Annotated in this window: 18 protein-coding genes and 3 pseudogenes; 14 read left to right on the forward strand and 7 right to left on the reverse strand. The window is 73.5% G+C overall.

Going from position 1 to position 20726, the window contains the following annotated elements; all coding sequences use genetic code 11:
• Positions 1-104: 104 nt before the first annotated feature.
• Together VSR01_RS30600 and VSR01_RS30605 are read right to left on the reverse strand one after the other, a co-directional pair.
• Positions 105-1496, reverse strand: a complete 1392-nt coding sequence (locus tag VSR01_RS30600) for a D-arabinono-1,4-lactone oxidase (RefSeq protein WP_442785725.1) — start codon at positions 1494-1496, stop codon at positions 105-107.
• On the reverse strand, positions 1384-2718 hold the full coding sequence (locus VSR01_RS30605) for an MFS transporter (RefSeq protein ID WP_326452264.1): 1335 nt from the start codon (positions 2716-2718) through the stop codon (positions 1384-1386). Before VSR01_RS30605 ends, VSR01_RS30600 begins: the two co-directional genes overlap by 113 nt.
• Positions 2719-2863: 145 nt before the next feature.
• Between VSR01_RS30605 and VSR01_RS30610 the strand changes: the two genes are divergently transcribed.
• The gene (locus VSR01_RS30610; protein WP_326452265.1) at positions 2864-4069 is read left to right on the forward strand and encodes a ferrochelatase; all 1206 of its coding nucleotides are present in this window, start codon (positions 2864-2866) and stop codon (positions 4067-4069) included.
• 271 nt (positions 4070-4340) lie between these two features.
• A complete protein-coding gene (locus tag VSR01_RS30615) occupies positions 4341-5162 on the forward strand; it encodes an inositol monophosphatase family protein (RefSeq protein WP_326452266.1) in 822 nt (273 codons plus the stop codon).
• Between the two features lie 155 nt (positions 5163-5317).
• On the opposite strand, the gene VSR01_RS30620 is transcribed toward VSR01_RS30615, so the two are convergent.
• Entirely contained in the window at positions 5318-5491 is a 174-nt protein-coding gene (locus tag VSR01_RS30620) for a hypothetical protein (RefSeq protein ID WP_199923331.1), read from the reverse strand.
• 256 nt (positions 5492-5747) lie between these two features.
• On the opposite strand from VSR01_RS30620, the gene VSR01_RS30625 reads away from it, so the two are divergent.
• From VSR01_RS30625 to VSR01_RS30640, 4 genes are all read left to right on the forward strand, one after another.
• Positions 5748-6401, forward strand: coding sequence for a response regulator transcription factor (locus tag VSR01_RS30625; RefSeq protein ID WP_326452267.1), 654 nt, complete (start codon positions 5748-5750; stop codon positions 6399-6401).
• A gap of 146 nt (positions 6402-6547) precedes the next feature.
• The gene (locus VSR01_RS30630; RefSeq protein ID WP_326452268.1) at positions 6548-7678 is read left to right on the forward strand and encodes a sensor histidine kinase; all 1131 of its coding nucleotides are present in this window, start codon (positions 6548-6550) and stop codon (positions 7676-7678) included.
• A gap of 471 nt (positions 7679-8149) precedes the next feature.
• Positions 8150-8449 (forward strand): DUF4193 domain-containing protein, encoded by a 300-nt coding sequence (locus VSR01_RS30635; RefSeq protein ID WP_033173914.1) that lies wholly within the window; start codon positions 8150-8152, stop codon positions 8447-8449.
• Positions 8450-8462: 13 nt separating this feature from the next.
• Positions 8463-9314: a hypothetical protein gene (locus tag VSR01_RS30640; protein ID WP_442785580.1), complete on the forward strand. Its 852-nt coding sequence runs from the start codon at positions 8463-8465 to the stop codon at positions 9312-9314.
• A gap of 86 nt (positions 9315-9400) precedes the next feature.
• Here the strand turns inward: VSR01_RS30640 and VSR01_RS30645 are convergent.
• Positions 9401-9844: pseudogene (locus VSR01_RS30645) on the reverse strand (DUF3093 domain-containing protein); the annotation flags it as partial.
• 319 nt (positions 9845-10163) lie between these two features.
• On the opposite strand from VSR01_RS30645, the gene VSR01_RS30650 reads away from it, so the two are divergent.
• The 6 genes and pseudogenes from VSR01_RS30650 to VSR01_RS30675 all read left to right on the forward strand — a co-directional run bounded on the left by VSR01_RS30650 (position 10164) and on the right by VSR01_RS30675 (position 14479).
• Positions 10164-10781, forward strand: coding sequence for a PaaI family thioesterase (locus VSR01_RS30650; protein ID WP_326452270.1), 618 nt, complete (start codon positions 10164-10166; stop codon positions 10779-10781).
• Positions 10778-11307 (forward strand): annotated as a pseudogene (gene dut, locus VSR01_RS30655) (dUTP diphosphatase). Before VSR01_RS30650 ends, dut begins: the two are co-directional and overlap by 4 nt.
• The gene (locus VSR01_RS30660) at positions 11304-12080 is read left to right on the forward strand and encodes a DUF3710 domain-containing protein (RefSeq protein ID WP_442785581.1); all 777 of its coding nucleotides are present in this window, start codon (positions 11304-11306) and stop codon (positions 12078-12080) included. Before dut ends, VSR01_RS30660 begins: the two are co-directional and overlap by 4 nt.
• 285 nt (positions 12081-12365) lie before the next feature.
• Complete coding sequence (locus tag VSR01_RS30665; protein WP_326453906.1) at positions 12366-13037, forward strand: ABC transporter ATP-binding protein; 672 nt, start codon at positions 12366-12368, stop codon at positions 13035-13037.
• 179 nt (positions 13038-13216) lie between these two features.
• Entirely contained in the window at positions 13217-13615 is a 399-nt protein-coding gene (locus VSR01_RS30670; protein WP_326452272.1) for an OB-fold nucleic acid binding domain-containing protein, read from the forward strand.
• 3 nt (positions 13616-13618) lie between these two features.
• Positions 13619-14479 (forward strand): DUF3159 domain-containing protein, encoded by an 861-nt coding sequence (locus tag VSR01_RS30675; RefSeq protein ID WP_442785582.1) that lies wholly within the window; start codon positions 13619-13621, stop codon positions 14477-14479.
• A 58-nt stretch (positions 14480-14537) separates the two neighbouring features.
• Here VSR01_RS30675 and VSR01_RS30680 read toward each other — a convergent pair whose 3' ends face one another.
• Together VSR01_RS30680 and VSR01_RS30685 are read right to left on the reverse strand one after the other, a co-directional pair.
• Entirely contained in the window at positions 14538-15221 is a 684-nt protein-coding gene (locus tag VSR01_RS30680; RefSeq protein ID WP_326452273.1) for a potassium channel family protein, read from the reverse strand.
• Positions 15218-15886: a potassium channel family protein gene (locus VSR01_RS30685; protein WP_326452274.1), complete on the reverse strand. Its 669-nt coding sequence runs from the start codon at positions 15884-15886 to the stop codon at positions 15218-15220. The genes VSR01_RS30680 and VSR01_RS30685 overlap by 4 nt, the downstream gene beginning before the upstream one ends.
• 189 nt (positions 15887-16075) lie before the next feature.
• Here VSR01_RS30685 and VSR01_RS30690 point away from each other — a divergent pair, with 189 nt between their 5' ends.
• Both VSR01_RS30690 and VSR01_RS30695 read left to right on the forward strand, forming a co-directional pair.
• Positions 16076-18136, forward strand: a complete 2061-nt coding sequence (locus VSR01_RS30690; protein ID WP_326452275.1) for an APC family permease — start codon at positions 16076-16078, stop codon at positions 18134-18136.
• 206 nt (positions 18137-18342) lie between these two features.
• Positions 18343-19712 (forward strand): annotated as a pseudogene (locus VSR01_RS30695) (class I SAM-dependent RNA methyltransferase).
• A 411-nt stretch (positions 19713-20123) separates the two neighbouring features.
• On the opposite strand, the gene VSR01_RS30700 reads toward VSR01_RS30695, so the two are convergent.
• Positions 20124-20687, reverse strand: a complete 564-nt coding sequence (locus VSR01_RS30700; protein WP_326452276.1) for a DUF1697 domain-containing protein — start codon at positions 20685-20687, stop codon at positions 20124-20126.
• Between the last annotated feature and the right edge of the window lie 39 nt (positions 20688-20726).

The following is a 20726-nucleotide window of genomic DNA, read 5'->3' on the forward strand; positions in this document are numbered from 1 at the left end:
GTCAGGGGCGGCTGCCGCGCCGCCGAATGTCGCGCGGGGGCGGGAGTTGGGTGACACGGCTCACGTCGGAGTGCGAAGTGCGCCGGGCAAAACGGGACGTACGGCTACGAACCCAGCACCCGGCGCAGATAGTCGTTGGCGAACAGCCGATCGGGGTCCAACCGGTCGCGCAGCGCCGTGAACTCGCCGAACCGGGGATACACCGATTCCAGGTACGCCGCGTCCCGGGTGTGCATCTTGCCCCAGTGCGGCCGGCCGCCCACCGAGGTCATGATCTTCTCCACCGCGGTGAAGTACTCCTGGTAGCGGCTGCCGCGGTACATGTGCACCGCCACGTACGCGCTGTCGCGGCCCGAGGCGGTGGACAGCGCGATGTCGTCGGCGGGCGCCACCCGCACCTCGACCGGGAAGCTCACCCGCAGGTCCGACCGCTCCACGGTGGCCTTCAGCTCGCGGATCGCCGCCACCGCGGCCTCCCGCGGGATCGCGTACTCCATCTCCACGAAGCGCACCCGGCGCGGGCTGGTGAAGACCTTGTACGGCACGTCGGTGTACGTCCGCGCGGACAGCGCCCGGCTGGACAGCTGCGCGATGCGCGGGATCACGGCCGGCGCGGCCCTGCCGACCGCGCAGGCGGCCTGGAAGACGCCGTTGGACAGCAGCTCGTCGTCGATCCAGCCGCGCACCGTCGGCAGCGGCGCGGCCGGCCCCTGACTGCGGTTGTTCCGCTTGGTGTTGCAGCCGTCGGTGTGCGGGAACCAGTAGAACTCGAAGTGCTCGTTCTCCTCGACCAGCCGGTCGAACTCCGCCATCACCCGGTCGAAGCGCATCGGCTCCTCACGGGCGGTCAGCAGGAAGACCGGTTCGACCGCGAAGGTCACCGCGCTGACCACCCCGAGCGCGCCGAGCCCGATCCGTCCGGCCGCGAACACCTCGGCGTTCTCCCGCGCCGAGCAGGTGAGCACCGAGCCGTCCGCCGTCACCAGCTCGAAGGCGGTGATCTGCGCCGCGATGGAGCCGGAGTCGCGGCCGGTGCCGTGGGTGCCGGTGCTGATCGCGCCGGCCACCGTCTGCACCATGATGTCGCCCATATTGGTGAGGGAGAGGCCCTCGGCCGCCAGTACCGCGTTCAGCTGGTGCAGCGGCACGCCCGCCTCGGCGGTCACCGTGCCGGCCTCGCGGTCGATCGCGCGTATCGCGCTCAGCCCCTCCGGGCGGATCAGCACCCCGCCGGTCGCCGCGGCGGCGGTGAAGGAGTGGCCGGAGCCCACCGCCTTGGCGGTCAGCCCGTCGGCCGCCGCCGTGCGCAGCACCTGCGCCAGCTCCTCCGCGGAGGCCGGCGCCACCACGCGTCGCGGCACGGCCGAGACGTTGCCCGCCCAGTTACGCCATGTCGCCGGTGCGGTCCCGGTCGCCGTGCCGGTCGGCCGGCGCGGGCCCGTCCTGGCGCGGCGGGCGGACGAGCGGCCCGTCAGCCCCGCGCGCGTGCGGCCCATCCCTGTGCGACTCATGGCCGTGCTCCTCCCGCTCCGGCGCCGGCCGCGGGCGCAGCCGGCGGTACCCGAGGAACGCCACCGCCACGGCGACGAGCGCCGAGCCGGCGGGTACCGCGAAGGCCGCCGAGGCGCCGTGCCCGTCGACCACCCGGCCGGCCAGCGCGGCGCCCGCGGCGACGCCGACCGCGAGCCCCGTGGAGGTCCACGTGATGCCCTCGGTCAGCCTGGACCGCGGTACCAGCTGCTCGACCAGGCCCATGGCGGTCACCATTGTCGGCGCGATCGTCAGGCCCGAGAAGAACAGCGCACCGGCCAGGAACCACAAGTTCCCGACCAGTAGTGGCGGGATCATACTCACCGCCATCACGGAGATCCCCACCCGGAACCGCTGGGCCAGCGTGCCCGGCGGCCGCAGCAGCCCGAAGACCAGCCCGGCCAGGCACGACCCGAGCGCGTACGAGGCCAGTACCAGGCTGGCCAGCGCCTTGTGGCCGCGCTCGTCGGCGAACGCCACCGTCGACACGTCCACCGCGCCGAACAGCGCCCCGGTGCCGACGAACACGCCCGCGAGGACCGGCATCCCCGGCTCGCGCAGCGCCGAGCGGCCGCCGCCGGACCCGCGCGGGTGCGCGGGCGGCTCGGTGGCGCGCTGCGCGGTCAGCAGCAGCACGCCGGCGGCGAGGAAGACCGCGGCGAGCAGCGGCCCCGCCTCGGCGAACCAGACCGTGCACAGCCCTATCGACAGGATCGGCCCGAGGATGAAGACGATCTCGTCCACCACGGACTCGAAGGAGTACGCGGTGTGCAGGAGTTCGGGGTCGCCCCGGTGGATCGCCGACCAGCGGGCCCTGACCATCGCGCCCAGGCTCGGGGTGAGGCCGGCGCCCAGCACGCACACGAAGTACACCCAGTCCGGCGCCCCGGCGCGCACCGCCACCAGCAGGGCGGCCACCGACGCCACCGTGACCGCGCACACCGGCGGCAGCACCCTGCTCTGCCCGTGCCGGTCGACCAGGCGGGAGACCTGCGGCCCGCACACCGCCCCGGCCAGCGCGAGCGTCGCCGACAGCGCGCCCGCCAGGCCGTACCGCCCGGTGACCTGGGAGATCATCGTCACGATTCCGATGCCCGTCATCGACAGCGGCATCCGGCCGACCAGGCCCGCGACGGAGAAGGCGCGGGTTCCCGGCGCGGTGAAGATGGCGCGGTAAGGGCTGTGCACGGTCCCTCCCGGGCCTGCTCACGTAAGGAACATCTCTGCTCTACACAGCTTACGGAGCCGGGCAACCGGTTTTCCGCGGCGCGTTCCGGCCGGGCGGGGCGCGGGTGGTGCGGGACCGGGCGGCGCCGGGTGGCAGGATCGAGGCATGCCCGATCAGTCCGACGCGACATCCACTCCCGGCACGACGCCCGGCACGGCCCCAGGCACGACGCCCGGCGCGGCGCCCGAGCCGGCGCCCGGCGCCGCCACCGACACCGCGCCCTACGACGCGCTGCTGCTGCTCTCCTTCGGCGGCCCCGAGGGGCCCGACGACGTGGTGCCGTTCCTGGAGAACGTGACCCGCGGCCGTGGCATCCCGCGCGAGCGGCTGAAGGAGGTGGGCCGGCACTACTTCCTCTTCGGCGGCGTCAGCCCGATCAACGCGCAGAACCGCGAGCTGCTGCAGGCGCTGCGCAAGGACTTCGCGGACCACGGCGTCGACCTGCCGGTGTACTGGGGCAACCGCAACTGGGCGCCCTACCTGACCGACACGCTGCGCGAGATCAGCGACGCCGGCCACCGGCGGGTCCTGGTGCTGGCCACCAGCGCGTACGCCTCCTACTCCGGCTGCCGCCAGTACCGGGAGAACCTCGCCGCCTCGCTCGCCGTCCTGGCCGAGGAGGGCCGGCCGCGGCCGCGGGTGGACAAGCTGCGGCACTACTTCAACCACCCGGGCTTCGTCGAGCCGATGGCCGACGCCGTGCTGACCGCGCTCGCCGAACTGCCCGAGCAGGTCAGGGACGGCGCGCGGATCGCCTTCACCACCCACTCCATCCCGACCGCCGCGGCCGACACCTCGGGCCCGGTCGAGGGCCACGGCGACGGCGGCGCCTACGTCGCGCAGCACCTGGACGTCGCCCGGCTGGTCGCCGAGCGGGTGCGCGAGGCCACCGGCGTGGACCGGCCGTGGTCCCTGGTCTACCAGTCGCGCAGCGGAGCCCCGCACATCCCGTGGCTGGAGCCGGACATCTGCGACCACCTGGAGGAGGTCCACGCGGCGGGCGCGCCGGCCGTGGTGATGGCGCCGATTGGCTTCGTCTCGGACCACATGGAGGTCAAGTACGACCTGGACACCGAGGCCGCCGCCAAGGCCGCCGAGCTGGGGCTGCCGGTGTCCCGCGCGGGCACCGTGGGCGCCGACCCCCGGTTCGCCGCGGCGGTGCGCGACCTGGTGCTGGAGCGGGCCGCGGCCGAGCGCGGCACCCGCCCGGCGCGCTGCGCGCTGGGCGCGCTCGGACCCAGCCACGACGTCTGCCCGGTCGGCTGCTGTCCGGCCAGGAACCCGCTGCCGGCCGCCGCGGGCGCCGACTGACCCACCCCCGGGCCGCGGACCCGGGCCGGTCCGGACCGACCCGCCCGACCGCGGGCGGGCGCACCGATCCGGTGCGGGCCACCGGCGCCGACCGATCTGGTGCGGGGCCGCGGGCGCCGACCGATCTGGTGCGGGGCCGCGGGCGCCGACCGATCCGCCCCTGGCTGTGGCACCCATCGCCCACTCCGGCCGCGGGCGTCCACCGATCCGCCCCGGCCCCCGCTCTCCCGCCGCTTCATCCGCTTCATCCGACCGAGGAGCTTTCGAACCGATGAGCACACCGGCGACCGCCGTCACCGCGCACCTGCTGGACGAACTGCTGAGCGTCGCGCTGGAGGCCGCCCGCGAGGCGGGCGCCCTGCTGCGCGACGGCCGCCCGGCGGACCTGGGCGTGGCCGCGACCAAGTCCAGCTCGATCGACGTGGTCACCGAGATGGACATCGCCGCGGAGCGGCTGATCACCGCCTCGATCGGCCGGGCCCGGCCGGACGACGGCGTGCTCGGCGAGGAGGGGGCGAGCAGCGAGGGCGTCAGCGGCGTCCGCTGGGTCATCGACCCGCTGGACGGCACGGTGAACTACCTCTACGGCCTGCCGTCCTGGGCGGTCAGCATCGCGGCGGAGCTCGACGGGCAGGCCCTGGTCGGCGTCGTGGAGGCGCCGATGCGCGGCGAGACCTGCCGCGCGGTGCTCGGCGGCGGCGCGTTCGTCAACGACGTGCCGGCGCACTGCCGCCCCGCCCCGCAGTTCTCCCACGCCCTGGTCGGCACCGGCTTCGGCTACATCGCCGAGCGCCGGGCCGCGCAGGCCGAGGTGGTCAGGGCGCTGGTGCCGCAGGTGCGGGACATCCGGCGCGGCGGCTCGGCGGCCATCGACCTGTGCGACGTCGGCATCGGCCGGCTCGACGCCTACTACGAGCGGGGCCTGAACCCGTGGGACATGGCGGCCGGCGCGCTCTTCGCCCGGGAGGCGGGCGCGCTGACCGGCGGACGCCCCGGTGAGCCCGCCTCGGGCGAGCTGACGGTGGCGGCCCCGCCCGGGCTCTTCGAGCCCCTCCAGACCCTGCTGGACGACCTCGGCGCCTGGCACGACTGACGGGACGCCCGGCCCGGTGCGCCCCTACCGGTACGCCCCGACCGCCGCGGCTGGCCCGGGGCGGTCGGGGCGTGTCCGGGCGTGCGAACGCCCCGGCACCTTCGCGGTGACCGGGGCGTGCGGCTTGTGGATGCCGACCGGACGGGACCGGACGGTCAGGCGACCTTGGGCCGTACGTCCACGCCGTGCTCGGCGGCGAGGCGGCGCAGGTCGTCCAGCTCGCCCTGCTCGACCTCGGCCAGGAAGTCGTCCCCTGTCTCCCGCGCCCGGCGCAGGTCGGACTCCGTGGTGTGTATACGCTGCAGGATTCCGGTCGTGAACGCGTCCATGGCGCCCCCTCATCGTCTCCGTTGACACGAGAGTGTCAAGCCCGAAGGCCCGCGTGGGAAACGCGTGACCAGGCATGGTGGGTGGGTGTACAGCCGTCCTCCCCGCCGTGCCCGCAGCGGAAACCTCCGGGGCGGGGAGGAAATTCCGGAAGTTTCCGCGACCCGGTCCCGATCCGCTCGCTTACCGCCGGTTTACGGCCCTCCGGTGCAGGATGTGTGGAGGATTCCCCCCTCAGCTCACGGAAGGAACACCGCGTTGCGCGTACTGGTCGTCGAGGACGAGCAACTGCTCGCCGATGCCGTCGCCACCGGCCTGCGCCGGGAGGCCATGGCCGTGGACGTGGTCTACGACGGCGGCGCCGCCCTGGAGCGGATCGGCGTCAACGACTACGACGTCGTCGTCCTCGACCGCGACCTCCCGGTGGTCCACGGCGACGAGGTGTGCCGTCAGATCGTCGGCCTCGGCCTGCCCACGCGGGTGCTCATGCTCACCGCCGCCGGGGACGTCAGCGACCGGGTGGAGGGGCTGGAGCTGGGCGCGGACGACTACCTCCCGAAGCCGTTCGCCTTCACCGAGCTGACCGCCCGGGTCCGGGCGCTCGGCCGGCGCACCACCACCGCGCTGCCGCCGGTCCTGGAGCGCTCGGGGATCCGGCTCGACCCCAACCGCCGCGAGGTCTTCAGGGACGGCGCCGAGGTGCACCTGGCGCCCAAGGAGTTCGCCGTGCTGGAGGTGCTGATGCGCAGCGAGGGCTCGGTGGTCTCCGCCGAGCAGCTGCTGGAGAAGGCCTGGGACGAGAACACCGACCCCTTCACCAACGTGGTGCGGGTCACGGTCATGACCCTACGGCGCAAGCTCGGCGAGCCCCCGGTGATCGTGACCGTGCCCGGCTCCGGCTACCGGATCTGAGCGCCCGTGGCCTCCCTCTCCTCCCCCAGCCCGCCGCGTCCCCGCCGCCGGACAAACCGCCCCTGCCGCCGCGCCCGCTGTGGGACCCGCAGCCCACCGAGGCCCCCCGGCCCTGGCTGCGGCCGACCATCCGGATACGGCTCACGGTGCTCTACGGCGGCATGTTCCTGATCGCCGGCGTGGTGCTGCTGTGGATCATCTACCTGCTGGCCGCGCAGGCGATCCACCAGGGCAGCGCGCTGCCGTTCAAGATCATCACCGCGAATCTGCAGCCGATCGACTGCAACGCGTTGCCGTCGGGCAGCAGCCTGCAGGCCGACGAGTTCAACCAGGCGGTCAACTCCTGCATGCAGCACCAGCGCGATCTGGCGCTGAACACGCTGCTCAAGCGGTCGCTGCTGGCGCTGATCGGGCTGGCCGTGGTGGCCTTCGCCTTCGGATACGTGATGGCCGGCCGGGTGCTGGCGCCGCTCGGCCGGATCACCAGGACCGCCCGCGGCATGGTCAGCTCCGACCTCAAGCGCCGGATCGAGCTGGACGGCCCGGACGACGAGCTGAAGGAGCTGGCCGACACCTTCGACGGCATGCTGGACCGTCTGGAGCGCTCCTTCGACGCGCAGCGCCGCTTCGTCGCCAACGCCTCGCACGAGCTGCGCACCCCGCTGGCGATCAACCGCACGCTGCTGGAGGTCCAGCTCGCCGACCCCGAGGCGTCGCCGGACCTGCAGCAGCTGGGCAAGACGCTGCTGGCCACCAACGAGCGCAGCGAGCAGCTCGTGGAGGGCCTGCTGCTGCTGGCCCGCAGCGACAACGAGATCGTGGACCGCAAGCCGGTGGACCTCGCCGAGGCGGCCTCCCAGGCGCTGGAGCAGACCCGCGGCGAGGCCGAGGCCAAGGGCGTGGCGCTGCGCAGCAGCCTGAGCCCCGCGGTGGTCCAGGGCAGCGGCGTGCTGCTGGAGCGCATCGCCCTGAACCTGGTCCAGAACGCCGTTCGCTACAACGTCGCGGAGGAGGGCTGGGTCACGGTCGACACCGCGGCGGAGGGCGGCAGGGCGCTGCTGGTGGTGACCAACACCGGGCCGGTGGTCCCCGCCTACGAGGTCGACAACCTCTTCGAGCCGTTCCGCCGGCTGCGCACCGAGCGCACCGGCAGCGACAAGGGCGTCGGGCTCGGCCTGTCGATCGTCCGCTCCGTCGCCCGCGCGCACGGCGGCACCATCTCCGCGGAGCCGCGCGAGGGCGGCGGCCTGGTCATGCGGGTCGCGATCCCGATGTGACCCGCGTGACCGAACCGAACCGGGCAACGCGCGGGATCTTGTGAACCCGATCACTGCCGGCCGCGTCCTAGAGGCGACAGGCCCGGGGCCTGTTCGCTATGCGAGTAATCTCCGGGTCTGCTCCCGCGCCCCGGAGCGTGTGACCGATCGCACATATCTCCAGCGACACGTGTACGCTCGGTGATCGCCAGATCAGGGGAAAAGACCGGAAAATCCATGTTTCCGCAGGTCATGATCACGGGAAGTACACGTGCATGCGGTGGTGACGTATGACTTTCGGACCGGCGCGGACCATGATCGGCCACCCGCACGATCACCTCTTCGGGGGCCTCGTCGGGTGTCGGTTGAGTAACAGGCCTTGAGGTGAGGCAAAATCTCCGCCTCGAGGCGGGCACAAGACCGGCCTCCCGCGCGTTACGTGCGCTGGAAGCTCCGCAGAGACCCACAGACACCCACAGGGGGAGAGCGAAAATGGCTACGGATTACGACACCCCACGCAAGACCGACGACGACGTCAACGAAGACAGCATCGAGGAACTGAAGGCCCGGCGGAACGAGAAGTCGACCTCCGCGGTCGACGTCGACGAGTTCGACCAGGCCGAGTCCTTGGAGCTGCCCGGCGCCGACCTCTCCAACGAGGAGCTGTCGGTCCGCGTCCTGCCGCGTCAGGCCGACGAGTTCACCTGCATGAGCTGCTTCCTGGTGCACCACCGCAGCCAGCTCGCGTCGGAGAAGAACGGCAACCCGATCTGCCGCGACTGCGCGGCCTGATCCGCGGGCGCCCGTGACCGGCACACCGGACCCCGGCACCCCCGGCCCCTCCGGCACACCGGACCGCCACAAGGGCGACGAGCGAGGCCGCGCGGCCTCGCTCGCGGTCGCGACCGCGCGCGGCGTGGGCCGCGGTCTGGGCCGCGGCGTCGGCAAGGGCGTGGCAGGTGGCGCCCGCGTCGGCCGCCGGATGGCCAGAACGGGCATCGGCTCGGTCGCCGAGCGGCTGGTCGACGCCGCCCCGCGCATCCCGGTCCGCCGACTGGCCACGCTGCGGCGGCAGTTCCCCGGGCTCGGCCCCGAGGACATCGCCGACCGGCTGATCGCCGCCGCGGTGAAGGGCACCATGACGGTCGGAGCGGGAGTGGGCGCGGCCGCGATGCTGCCGACCCCGCCCGCGATGCCGGCCGAGCTGGCCACCGAGACGCTCGGCGTCGCGGCGGTCGAGTACAAGCTCATCGCCGAGCTGCACGAGGTCTACGGACAGCGCGTGCACGGCACCGCCAGGGACCGCGCCACCGCCTACCTGTGGTCGTGGACCGAGCAGCGCGGCATCAACGTGCTCCGGCTGTCGACCGTCAACGCCGCGCTGGGCAGCGCGGCGAAGAAGGAGCTGCGGCAGCGCCTGACCCGCCGCACCCTGCGCCACACGCCGTCGCTGACGCCCTTCATGGTCGGCGCGGTCGTCGGGGCGCTGATGAACCGCCGGGACACCCTCAAGCTCGCCGAACGCGTCCGCCGCGACCTGCGGGCCCACCAGCTGCCCTGGCCGCCCGAGGACCCCGAGGACGCGGAGCCCGCCGACGACGGGGCGGCCGAGGCGTTCGAGGCGCACGAGCCCGACCAGGGCCCTCATCAGGACTGACCCGCCTCCGCGGCCCCGGCCGCCCGAGCGGGTCCCGCGGCGCCGGCCGCCCCCGGCTCGCTCGCACGCGCGCCCGCCGCGCCGCCCGCCGCCAGCGCGTCCGCCAGCCGCTGCGGCGACCGCGTGGACAGGTAGACGTACGGCGTGGGGTCCGCCGGATCGGTCACCTCGACCTTCAGCGCCGTCGGCACGTACGAGCGCAGCAGCATGAACGCCCGCGAGTCCGCCTTGTGCGACCGCCAGGCCACCGCCTCCGCCGGGTCCAGCACCTGCGCCGCGCCCAGCGCCTCCAGCGGGATGCGAGCCTTGCCCGCCACCAGCGAGCCGGCCACCACACGGATGCGCGCCGACCCGTAGGAACTGACGGCCATCAGCGCGAGCGCCGCGCCGCCGACCAGGCCGGCCAGGATCGCGAGCGGGCCGAAGGGGAACAGGATCAGCGCGAAGGCCACTCCCACCCCCAGGGCCAGGACCCACCAGGAGCGGGGCGCGGTGAGGCGTTCGTCGTAAGGCTGCGTGGCACCAGGCATGGCACAAGACTGCCATGCGCCGCTGTGCCGGCGACCGCACGGGCGCGCCGTCGCGCGGACGGCGGCCGGGCGGTCTCATGGGCGGGCGGCCCCGTGGACGGACGGGTCGGCGGTCGTCCGGTCCGGCGACCGCGCGGACGGTCCGGTTACCGCGCGGACGGTCCAGGGCCGGCCGGACGGTCTCAGGGCCGGCCGGACGGTCTCAGGGCCGGCCGGACGGTCAAGGGACGGCCACGGCTCGGCCAAAGCGTCCGCAGGACCTCCAAGAGCGGCGGACGCGGGACGGGAAACGATGCCCCAGGAGGGTAGGGTCTGCCGCGTGAGTGCAGCCACGACATCCGCGAATCCGCCGGGAGGCGGCCGCCGGCCCGGCCTCGTCCCGCCGTCCGACGCCGGAGAACCGGTACGGCACCCCGACGCCCCCGCGCCCGGCGAGGTGATCGGCTCGCACTACGACCAGTGCTTCGGCTGCGGCGAGGGCCAGCCGCACGGCCTGCACCTGGCCATCCGCGCGGGCGAGGGCGTCAGCGTCACCGCCGAGTTCACCGTGCAGCCGGCCCACCAGGGCGCTCCGGGCCTCGCGCACGGCGGCGTGCTCGTCTCCGCGCTCGACGAGACGCTCGGCTCGCTGGGCTGGTTGCTGCGGGTCATCGCCGTCACCGGCCGGCTGGAGTCGGACTTCGTCCGCCCGGTGCCGGTCGGCTCCCTGCTGCACATCTCCGCCCGCTGTACCGCGGTGGCCGGCCGCAAGATCTACAGCACCGCCGAGGGCCGCATCGGCGGCCCGGACGGCCCGCTCGCGGTTCGCGCCGACGCGCTGTTCGTCGAGGTCAAGCTGGAGCACTTCACCGACAACGGCCGCCCGGAGGAGATCAGGGCCGCCATGGCCGATCCCGACCAGGTCAAGGTCGCCCGAGCATTCGAGGTCAACCCGTGAGCGCCGTACGCCCCCCGGTCGACGTGCTGCTGCGGCGGCTGGACGACTCCGTGCCGGTCCCCTCCTACGCGCACCCCGGCGACGCCGGCGTCGACCTGGTCACCACCGAGGCCGCCGAGCTGGCGCCGGGCGAGCGCGCCGTGCTGCCCACCGGCATCGCGCTGGCCCTGCCGGACGGCTACGCGGCCTTCGTGCACGCCCGCTCGGGCCTGGCCGCCCGCTGCGGAGTGGCCATGGTGAATGCCCCGGGAACGGTCGATGCCGGGTACCGTGGAGAGATCAAGGTGATCGTGGTCAATCTGGACCCGCGCGAGCCCGTCAGGTTCGAACGGGGCGACCGGATCGCCCAACTGGTCGTCCAGCAGGTCGAGCGGGTCCGCTTCCACGAAGTGGCGGAGCTGCCCGGCTCTGCACGGGCCGCGGGGGGCTTCGGCTCCACGGGGGGCACGCCGCGGTGGAGACGCCGTCGGCGGGCACGTCCAGCTACGGATACGCATCGGTCGGCAGCGACCGGGAAGGACAGTGACCGTGTTCCGTCGTCGCAAGGAGCGCGAAGACGCCGTCGACGAGTTCGACGAGGCCGAGGGCCCGGACGAGTCGGCCGAGGACGCAGGGGAGCCGGAGGACTCCGGCGACACCCGGTACAACCTTCCGCCCGCCCCGCGCCCCGACGGGCCGTGGGACCTGAGCGAGGTGAAGGAGCCCGGCGAGGGCCGGGTGGACCTGGGCGGGCTCTTCGTGCCCGGCGTCGAGGGCATGGAACTGCGGGTCGAGGTCGCCGGCGAGTCGATCGTCGCCGCGACCGTGGTGCTGCGGGACAGCGCGGTCCAGTTGCAGGCGTTCGCCGCCCCGAAGTCCGAGGGCATCTGGGGCGAGGTGCGCGAGGAGATCGGCGCGGGCATCACCCAGCAGGGCGGCATCGTCGACGAGGTCGAGGGCCCGCTCGGCTGGGAGCTGCGCGCGCAGGTGCCGGTGCAGCTGCCGGACGGCACCAACGGCGTCCAGCTGGTCAGGTTCGTCGGCTGCGACGGCCCCCGCTGGTTCCTGCGCGGCGTCATCTCCGGCCAGGGCGCCGTCCAGCCGGCCGCGGCCGGCGTGCTGGAGGCGGTCTTCCAGGACACCGTCGTGGTCCGCGGCGAGGCGCCGATGGCGCCCCGCGACCCGATCGTGCTCAAGCTGCCCAACGACGCGCAGATGGTGCCCGACGGCGCCGGCGCGCCCGCGCCGGCCGAGCAGGGCAAGTTCGGCGACGGCCTGGACCCGATGCGGCGCGGCCCGGAGATCACCGAGCTGCACTGAGCGCGGCCGCGGGTGCTCGAGCCCCGACGCAACGTTGCACACGCCACCCGGTCACCGATACGTTCGGCGGCCGGGTGAGTCGTTCTCCGTACGGCGCACGCGGGGCTTTCACGGCGGGTTCCGGCAGGGGGAAGCGGTATGGGCGAGCAGTCCGCGTGGAGCGCGCCCGGCGCGGGCGCGGCCGGTGCGGGTGCGGGTGCGGGGGTGGCCGGTGCGGGTACGGCCGGTGCGGCGAGCGTGGTGGGCCGCGGGAGCGCGGCCGTCGCGGAGCCGCGCGGGGGCGACATGGTCGTCGTGGAGGACCTGCGCCGCACGTACGGCAGCGGCGACACCGCGGTGCACGCCCTGCGCGGGGTGAGCTTCACCGTGCCGCGCGGCGAACTCGTCGCGCTGAAGGGGCGTTCCGGCTCGGGCAAGACCACGGTGCTCAACCTGGTGGGCGGCCTGGACACCCCCGACGGCGGCCGCATCCTGCTGGACGGCGCCGACCTGGCCGCGCTCGGCGAGGACGACCGCCTGGCGCTGCGCCGCGACCGCATCGGCTTCGTCTTCCAGTCCTTCGGGCTGATCCCGATCCTCACCGCCGCCGAGAACGTCGGCGTACCGCTGCGGCTGCGCAAGGCCCCGGCGCGCGAGCGCGAGGAGCGCGTCGCGCTGCTGCTCGACCTGGTGGGCCTGGCCGACCACGTCGACCAGCGGCCCGGCGAACTCTCCGGCGGCCAACAGCAGCGCGTCGCCATCGCCCGCGCCCTGGCCAACCGCCCGCTGCTGCTCATCGCCGACGAGCCCACCGGCCAGCTCGACGCCGACACGGGCCTGGCCGTGATGGAGCTGCTGCGCGCGGTGGTGCGCAGCGAGGGCGTCACGGCCCTGGTCGCCACCCACGACCACCAGCTGCTCGCGCTGGCCGACCGGGTGCTGGAACTGCGCGACGGCCGCATCGTCACCGGGGAGTGAGGCGGGCCGCGACCAGTGCGCCGGGGTCGGCGGCAACCGGTGCGCCGGGGTCGGCGGCGACCAGTGCGCTGGGCGGCCTCGTCCGGTGCGCAGGGGCGGCCTCGTCCGGTGCGCCGGAGCGGCCCGGTGCCCCCGTTCGGGCCCCTGGTCCCCGTGGCCCCGGCCGGTACCCTGGAGACATGAGTGGTGCCATCCGTTCCGACCGGCCCGCGGGCCGCTTCCGCCGCATGCTCGACCGGCTGTCCTCGACGCCGGAGGAGCTGCACTCCGAGGAGCTGCGCAAGGACGCCGACGCGACCGGTTGCACCCGGATTCGCGACTGCTCCGACCGTCAGATCGTCTCCGTGACCGGTACGCTGCGTACGGTCACGCTCCGTCCCCGGGCGGGTGTGCCCGCACTGGAAGCCGAGCTGTTCGACGGGTCCGCCGCGCTGGACGTGGTGTGGCTCGGCCGGCGCAGCATCGCCGGCATAGAACCCGGCCGCAGGATCATCGCGTCCGGCCGGATCTCCATGAACCGGGGCCGTCCGGTGCTGTTCAACCCGAAGTACGAACTGCGTCCGGTCGGACAGGAGTAACAGGTGACGTCGATCGACAACCCGAACCGAACGGGCGACGACCCGTACCGCGCGGAAGGGTCCGGTGCGTCCGACGGACCCGGCGGACCGGTCGAGCCGGGCGGGCCGGGGGGTCCGGCCGCGCCAGGGGGTCCGTCCGCGTCGGGGGGCCCGGGCGGACGCCACGCCGCGGGCCGGGCCGGCGAGCCGACCGCCGAGGCGCGGGCGGTCACCGAGGCCGCGCTGTTCGAGGCCTTCGGCGGCGTGCGCGGCATGGTCGAGACCACCGTGCCGGGCCTGGTCTTCGTCGCGATCTACACCGTCAACAAGGACATCAAGTCCTCCGCGATCGCCGCGCTGGCGCTGTCGGTGGTCATGGGCGCGGCGCGCCTGGTCCAGCGCGACACCCTCAAGCACGCCTTCAGCGGGGTCTTCGGCGTCGCCTTCGGCGCGGTCTTCGCGATGATGTCCGGCAACGCCAAGAACTTCTACCTGCCGGGCATGCTCTACACCCTCGGGCTGGCGATCGCCTACCTGGTCTCGGCCGCGGTGAAGTTCCCGCTGCTCGGCCTGATCCTCGGACCGGTCTTCAAGGAGAACCTGTCCTGGCGCAAGCGCAACCCCGGCCGGCTGCGCGCGTACACCAAGGCGAGCTGGGCCTGGGGCCTGATCCTGCTGGGCAAGTCCGCGATCCTCTTCCCGCTGTACTGGTGGGGCGACGCCACGCAGCTCGGCTGGGTCAAGGTCGCCCTCGGCATCCCGCCGTTCCTGCTGTCGGTCTACCTCACCTGGATCTTCCTGGTGAAGGCGCCGCCGCCGATCGACGTGATCGCGGAGATGGAGGCGGAGGAGAAGGCGAAGAAGGAGCACGCGGCGTCGGTGTGACGCCCGCGCGGTCGGGCCGCCCGCCCCCGGGCTGCGGGGCGGGCGGCCCACCGTCGCCTCACTCCTCGCCGGAGTCCGCCCCGTCCTGCACCGACAGCAGGTCCTCCAGCTGCTCCTCGCGGTGCGGCGCGGCCACGAACAGCAGCTCGTCGCCGGCCTCCAGCGCGTCGTCCCGGGACGGGGTGAGCACCCGGTTCCCGCGGATGATGGTCACCAGGGAGGTGTCGGTCGGCCACTCCACGTCGCCGACGCGGGTGCCGACCAGCACCGCCTCCTGCGGCAGCGTCAGCTCCACCAGGTTGGCGTCGCCCTGGCTGAAGCGCAGCAGCCGGACCAGGTCGCCGACACTCACCGCCTCCTCGACCAGCGCCGACATCAGACGCGGCGTCGACACCGCGACGTCCACGCCCCAGGACTCGTTGAACAGCCACTCGTTCTTCGGGTTGTTGACGCGGGCGACCACCCGCGGCACCCCGTACTCGGTCTTGGCCAGCAGCGACACGACCAGGTTGACCTTGTCGTCGCCGGTGGCCGCGATCACCACGTTGCAGCGGTGCAGCGCCGCCTCGTCGAGCGAGGTGATCTCGCAGGCGTCGGCGAGCAGCCACTCGGCCTGCGGCACCCGCTCCACCGAGATCGACGTCGGGTTCTTGTCGACGAGCAGCACCTCGTGCCCGTTCTCCAGCAGCTCGCCCGCGATCGAACGCCCGACCGCGCCGGCCCCGGCGATGGCGACCCTCATGAGCGAGCCTCCTCGGGACCCTTGGCGAACGCCGCCTCGACGTCGGCGACCGCGTCGGAGCGCATCATCACGTGCACCAGGTCGCCCTCCTGCAGCACCGTCTGCGAGGTCGGCAGCATCGCCTCGCCGAGCCGGGTGAGAAAGGCCACACGGACCCCGGTCTCGTCCTGCAGGGTGCTGATCTTGTGCCCGATCCAGGCCGGGGAGGTGTGCACCTCGGCCAGCTGCACCCCGCCGCTGGGGTCGCGCCACAGCGGCTCGGCGCCGGACGGCAGCAGCCGGCGCAGCATCTGGTCGGCGGTCCAGCGGACGGTGGCCACCGTCGGGATGCCCAGGCGCTGGTAGACCTCGGCGCGCCGGGGGTCGTAGATCCGCGCCACCACGTTCTCGATGCCGAACATCTCACGGGCCACCCGGGCCGCGATGATGTTCGAGTTGTCACCGCTGCTGACCGCGGCGAACGCGCCCGCCTCCTCGATTCCGGCCTCGCGCAGCGTGTCCTGGTCGAACCCGACTCCGGTCACCCGGCGCCCGGCGAACCCGGAACCCAGGCGGCGGAAGGCCGTCTGGTCCTGGTCGACCACCGCGACCGTATGACCTTGCTGTTCGAGGGAGTGCGCGAGGGTGGAACCCACCCGCCCGCATCCCATAATCACGACGTGCACGACCGTCCTTCCGGCTGCCCAACGAACTGCCCACGTGTTTCGGTGTCGGCCTCAAGCGTCTCAGACCGCGGCCAAAGCTACACACGCGTAGGGCGGCGCAGAAGGTTGCGCCCGGGCCGCCTCACAAGTTCGCCACACTCGGCGGCACCGGGACCCCCACTCGGATGGACGATCCCTTAACATCGCGGGGTGTCCAAACTGACCGACCTGCCGAAACGGATCCTCATCGGCCGGGCGCTGCGCAGCGACAAGCTCGGGGAGACGCTGCTCCCCAAACGCCTCGCCCTACCCGTTTTCGCGTCGGACCCGCTGTCCTCGGTGGCATATGCGCCGGGCGAGGTGCTGCTCGTACTGTCCATCGCCGGAGCGTCGGCCTACCACTACAGCCCGTGGATCGCGGTGGCGGTCGTGGTGCTGATGTTCACGGTCGTGGCCTCCTACCGGCAGAACGTCCACGCCTATCCCTCCGGCGGCGGGGACTACGAGGTCGCCACCACCAACCTGGGCGCCAAGGCCGGCCTGACCGTCGCCAGCGCCCTGATGGTCGACTACGTGCTGACGGTGGCGGTGTCCGTCGCCTCCGGCATCGAGAACCTGGGCTCGGCGGTGCCGTTCTTCGCCACCCACAAGGTCCTCGGCGCGGTCGGCACCATCGTCGTCCTCATGCTGATGAACCTGCGCGGTGTGCGGGAGTCGGGCACCATCTTCGCGATCCCCACCTACGCCTTCGTCTTCGGCGTCTTCTGCATGATCGGCTGGGGCGTCATCCGGATCGCCGCCGGCCACGACATGCACGCACCCACCGCCGGCTACACCGTGCACGCGGAGTCCTCCGGCATCGGCGGCTTCGCATTGGTCTTCCTGCTGCTGCGGGCCTTCTCTTCCGGTTGCGCGGCGCTCACCGGCGTCGAGGCCATCAGCAACGGCGTGCCCGCCTTCCGCAAGCCCAAGTCGAAGAACGCCGCGACGACGCTGGCGCTGATGGGCCTGCTGGCGGTCACCATGTTCTGCGGCATCGTCGCGCTGGCCATGGACACCCATGTGCGGATGGCCGAGAACCCGGCGACCGACCTGCTGAAGAACGGCCGGCCGATCGGCTCCGGCTACACCCAGGACCCGGTCATCGCCCAGGTCGCCGAGGCGGTCTTCGGACACAACTCGATCCCCTTCATCTACCTGGCCTCCGTCACCGCGCTCGTGCTGTTCCTCGCGGCCAACACCGCGTACAACGGCTTCCCGGTGCTCGGCTCGATCCTGGCCCAGGACCGCTACCTGCCGCGCCAGCTGCACACCCGCGGCGACCGGCTGACCTTCTCCAACGGCATCGTGCTGCTGGCCGGCTTCGCCTGCGTGCTGGTGTGGATCTACGGCGCGGACTCCACCCGGCTGATCCAGCTCTACATCGTCGGCGTCTTCGTCTCCTTCACCCTCAGCCAGACCGGCATGGTCCGGCACTGGAACCGCCACCTGGCCACCGAGACCGACCAGAACAAGCGCCGCCACATGATCCGCTCCCGCGCGATCAACACCTTCGGCGCCTTCTTCACCGGCCTGGTCCTGGTCATCGTGCTGCTCACCAAGTTCACCCACGGCGCCTGGGTCGCCGTCGTCGGCATGGTCGTCTTCTTCGCCACGATGACCGCGATCCGCCGCCACTACACGCGGGTGTCGGAGGAGATCGCCGCCGACGACGAACCCGGCGAGGACTTCGTACGCCCCTCCCGCGTGCACTCGATCGTGCTGGTCTCCCGGCTGCACAAGCCCACCCTGCGGGCCCTGTCCTACGCCAAGCTGATGCGCTCGGACTCCCTGGAGGCGCTCAGCATCAACGTCGACCCCGACGACACCAAGGCCCTCCAGGCCGACTGGCAGCGCTACGGCATCGACGTCCCGCTGAAGGTCCTCGACTCGCCCTACCGCGAGATCACCCGGCCCATCATCGACTACGTCAAGGGACTGCGCCGCGACAGCCCCCGCGACGTGGTCAGCGTCTACATCCCGGAATACGTCGTCGGCCACTGGTACGAACACCTCCTCCACAACCAGAGCGCACTGCGCCTCAAAGGCCGCCTGCTGTTCACCCCCGGCGTCATGGTCACCTCCGTGCCCTGGCAGCTGGAGTCCTCCGAACTGGCCAAGGCCCGGGCCCGCCGCCGCGCCGACTGGAACGCCCCGGGCTCCATCCGCCGCGGCCCCGTCGGCCCGCCCCGCCCCAGCACCCGCGAGCGCAGCTCCTCCGGCCCCACGTAACCCGCGCCGCCGCCAGGCCCGGACCGCCGGCGGGCGGGCGGAGACGGGCGACCGTCCGCGGGCCCGGCGGCGGCCCGCGGGCACGTAGACTCGAAGGCCGACCCCGCCGCGCCCCGGCCGCCCGCCCTCCGGCCGACGGCCGCGTCCCGCGCCGGGCGCCGACCGACCCCGCGCCCCGCCCGCCCCAGCCCAGGAGCAGCCGCACCATGCAGACCGAACCCGCCCCCTCGCTGATCGGCCGCGAGTACGAGGTCGAGGTGGGGCCGGTCGCCCACGGCGGCCACTGCGTCGCGCGCACCGACGCCGGCCAGGTGCTCTTCGTCCGGCACGCGCTGCCGGGCGAGCGGGTCGTCGCCCGCGTCACCGAGGGCGAGCAGGGCGCCCGCTTCCTGCGGGCCGACGCGGTGGAGGTGCTCACCGCCTCCAAGGACCGGGTCGACCCTCCCTGCCCCTTCTCCGGGCCGGGCCGCTGCGGCGGCTGCGACTGGCAGCACGCCGCGCCCGGCGCCCAGCGCCGGCTGAAGGCCGCGGTCGTCGCCGAGCAGCTGCGGCGGCTGGCCGGCCTCGACCCCGAGCAGGTCGGCTGGGACGGCACGGTCGAGCCGGCCCCGGGGACAAGGTCGCCAAGGGCGAGGTGCCGGCCTGGCGGACCCGGGTGCAGTACGCGATCGACCCCCAGAGCCGCGCGGGCCTGCGCCGCCACCGCTCGCACGAGGTCGAGGTCGTCGACCGCTGCCTGATCGCCGCGCCCGGTGTCAGCGAACTCGGCGTCGAGTCCAGGACCTGGCCGCAGATCGCCACCGTCGAGGCCATCGCCGCCACCGGCTCCGGGGACCGGCAGGTCGTGCTGACGCCGCGCCCCGGCGGCCGGCTGCCCATCGTGGAGCTGGACCGCCCGGTCTCCGTGCAGCGCATCGGCGAACGCGACCACGCGGTGCACCGCGTCCACGGCCGCCCCTTCGTCCGCGAGCGCGCCGCCGGCCGCACCTGGCGGGTGGGCGACGGCGGCTTCTGGCAGGTCCACCCGAAGGCGGCCGACCTCCTGGTGGACGCCGTCATGCGCGGACTGATGCCCCGCAAGGGCGACATGGCACTCGACCTGTACTGCGGCGTCGGCCTGTTCGCTGGAGCACTGGCCGAACGGGTCGGCGACAAGGGCGCGGTCCTCGGCATCGAGTCGGCCAAGCGGGCTGTCGAGGACGCCCGGCACAACCTCCAGGATCTGGAGCGCGTCCGGATCGAGCAGGGCAAGGTCGAGCAGGTGCTGCCCCGCACCGGCATCACCGAGGCCGACCTCGTGGTCCTCGACCCACCGCGGGCCAGCGCCGGCCACGCCGTCGTCCGCCGCGTCGCCTCCCTCGACGCCCGCAGGATCGCCTACGTCGCCTGCGATCCGGCCGCGCTCGCCCGCGACCTCGCCTGGTTCGCCGAGGAGGGCTACCGCCCCGTCACGCTCCGCGCCTTCGACCTCTTCCCCTTCACCCACCACGTGGAGTGCGTCGCCATTCTCGCTCCGGCCGGGAAGTCCGCGACCTCGACGTCCGCGACCGCGACGTCCGCCGCCGGGTCCGCCTGATCCCGCGCCCGGGCACCACCCCCTTCCTGTTCGCCTCGTCTCCGCTCGTTCGTCTCCGCTTGCCGTACCGTCCGCGCGCCCGCGCCGTGCCGCGTACGCTGTGCCGTTCACGCCGCGTGCGCACGTTCCGTGCTGTGACCGTGCCGCTCGGTCACGTGCTGTCAGCGTACGCGGAACGGCCTCCGGCCCGGTTTCCGGCCTGTGGATAACTCGTATCCGGCCAGGTCGGAGGGGGTGGGGACGGTCGACGGGCCGGATCGAGAGCGCGGACGGATCGGTCGGGACGGTCCGGTCTGCGCGGTTCGGCGCGGTTCGGCGCGAATCGGCCCGGGGCGGTCGGATCGGCGCGGGTCGGCGCGGGTCCGGCGCGGATCGGCTCAACCGGGAGGGACCGGGCCGGACCGGCCGGCCTCAACTCTCGGCGAGGGCGAGCAGCTTCGTGACCGTGTTCCAGTTGCGCGCGGTCGCGGTCACGCTCAAGCGGCGGTCCGTGAACATCGTGGCCAGCTTCGAGTCGCGGATGCCGTTCGGAAGGTTGACGTACAACACCCGCTCGCCCGCGGCGAACGCGTCCGGCGCGTAGGCGGCCGGGTCGATCGCGGCCAGCCGCTCGGGCGGCGGCGCCGCGGAGAGGAAGACGACGAGGAAGCGAGCCCCGTCGATCCCCTCCATCGGGAACGGGTTCGCCTCGACCACCCGGCGAAGCTCCGGCGCCGACCGGACCAGGCACGACAGCGTCAGCCCCAACTCCTCGGCCAGCGCCTGCTCCAGCGCCGATGCGAGCTGCCGCGTGTCCTGCTCGGTGTGGCGGAAGACGGCGTTGCCGCTCTGCAGATGGGTGCGCACGTCCGTGCCGCCGATCCGTGCGATCAGCTCGCGCAGCGTCTGCATCGGAACCTTGTTCCTGCCGCCGACGTTGATGCCCCGCAGCAGCGCGACGCAGCTCGTACCGGTGGTGCCCGTGGTCGTCGTCACGGCGACACGCTACTTGCCCCGCGCCCCTTCTCCAGCAAC

The sequence above is a fragment of the Actinacidiphila sp. DG2A-62 genome (assembly GCF_035825295.1).
In the GTDB taxonomy this organism is placed as follows: domain Bacteria; phylum Actinomycetota; class Actinomycetes; order Streptomycetales; family Streptomycetaceae; genus Actinacidiphila.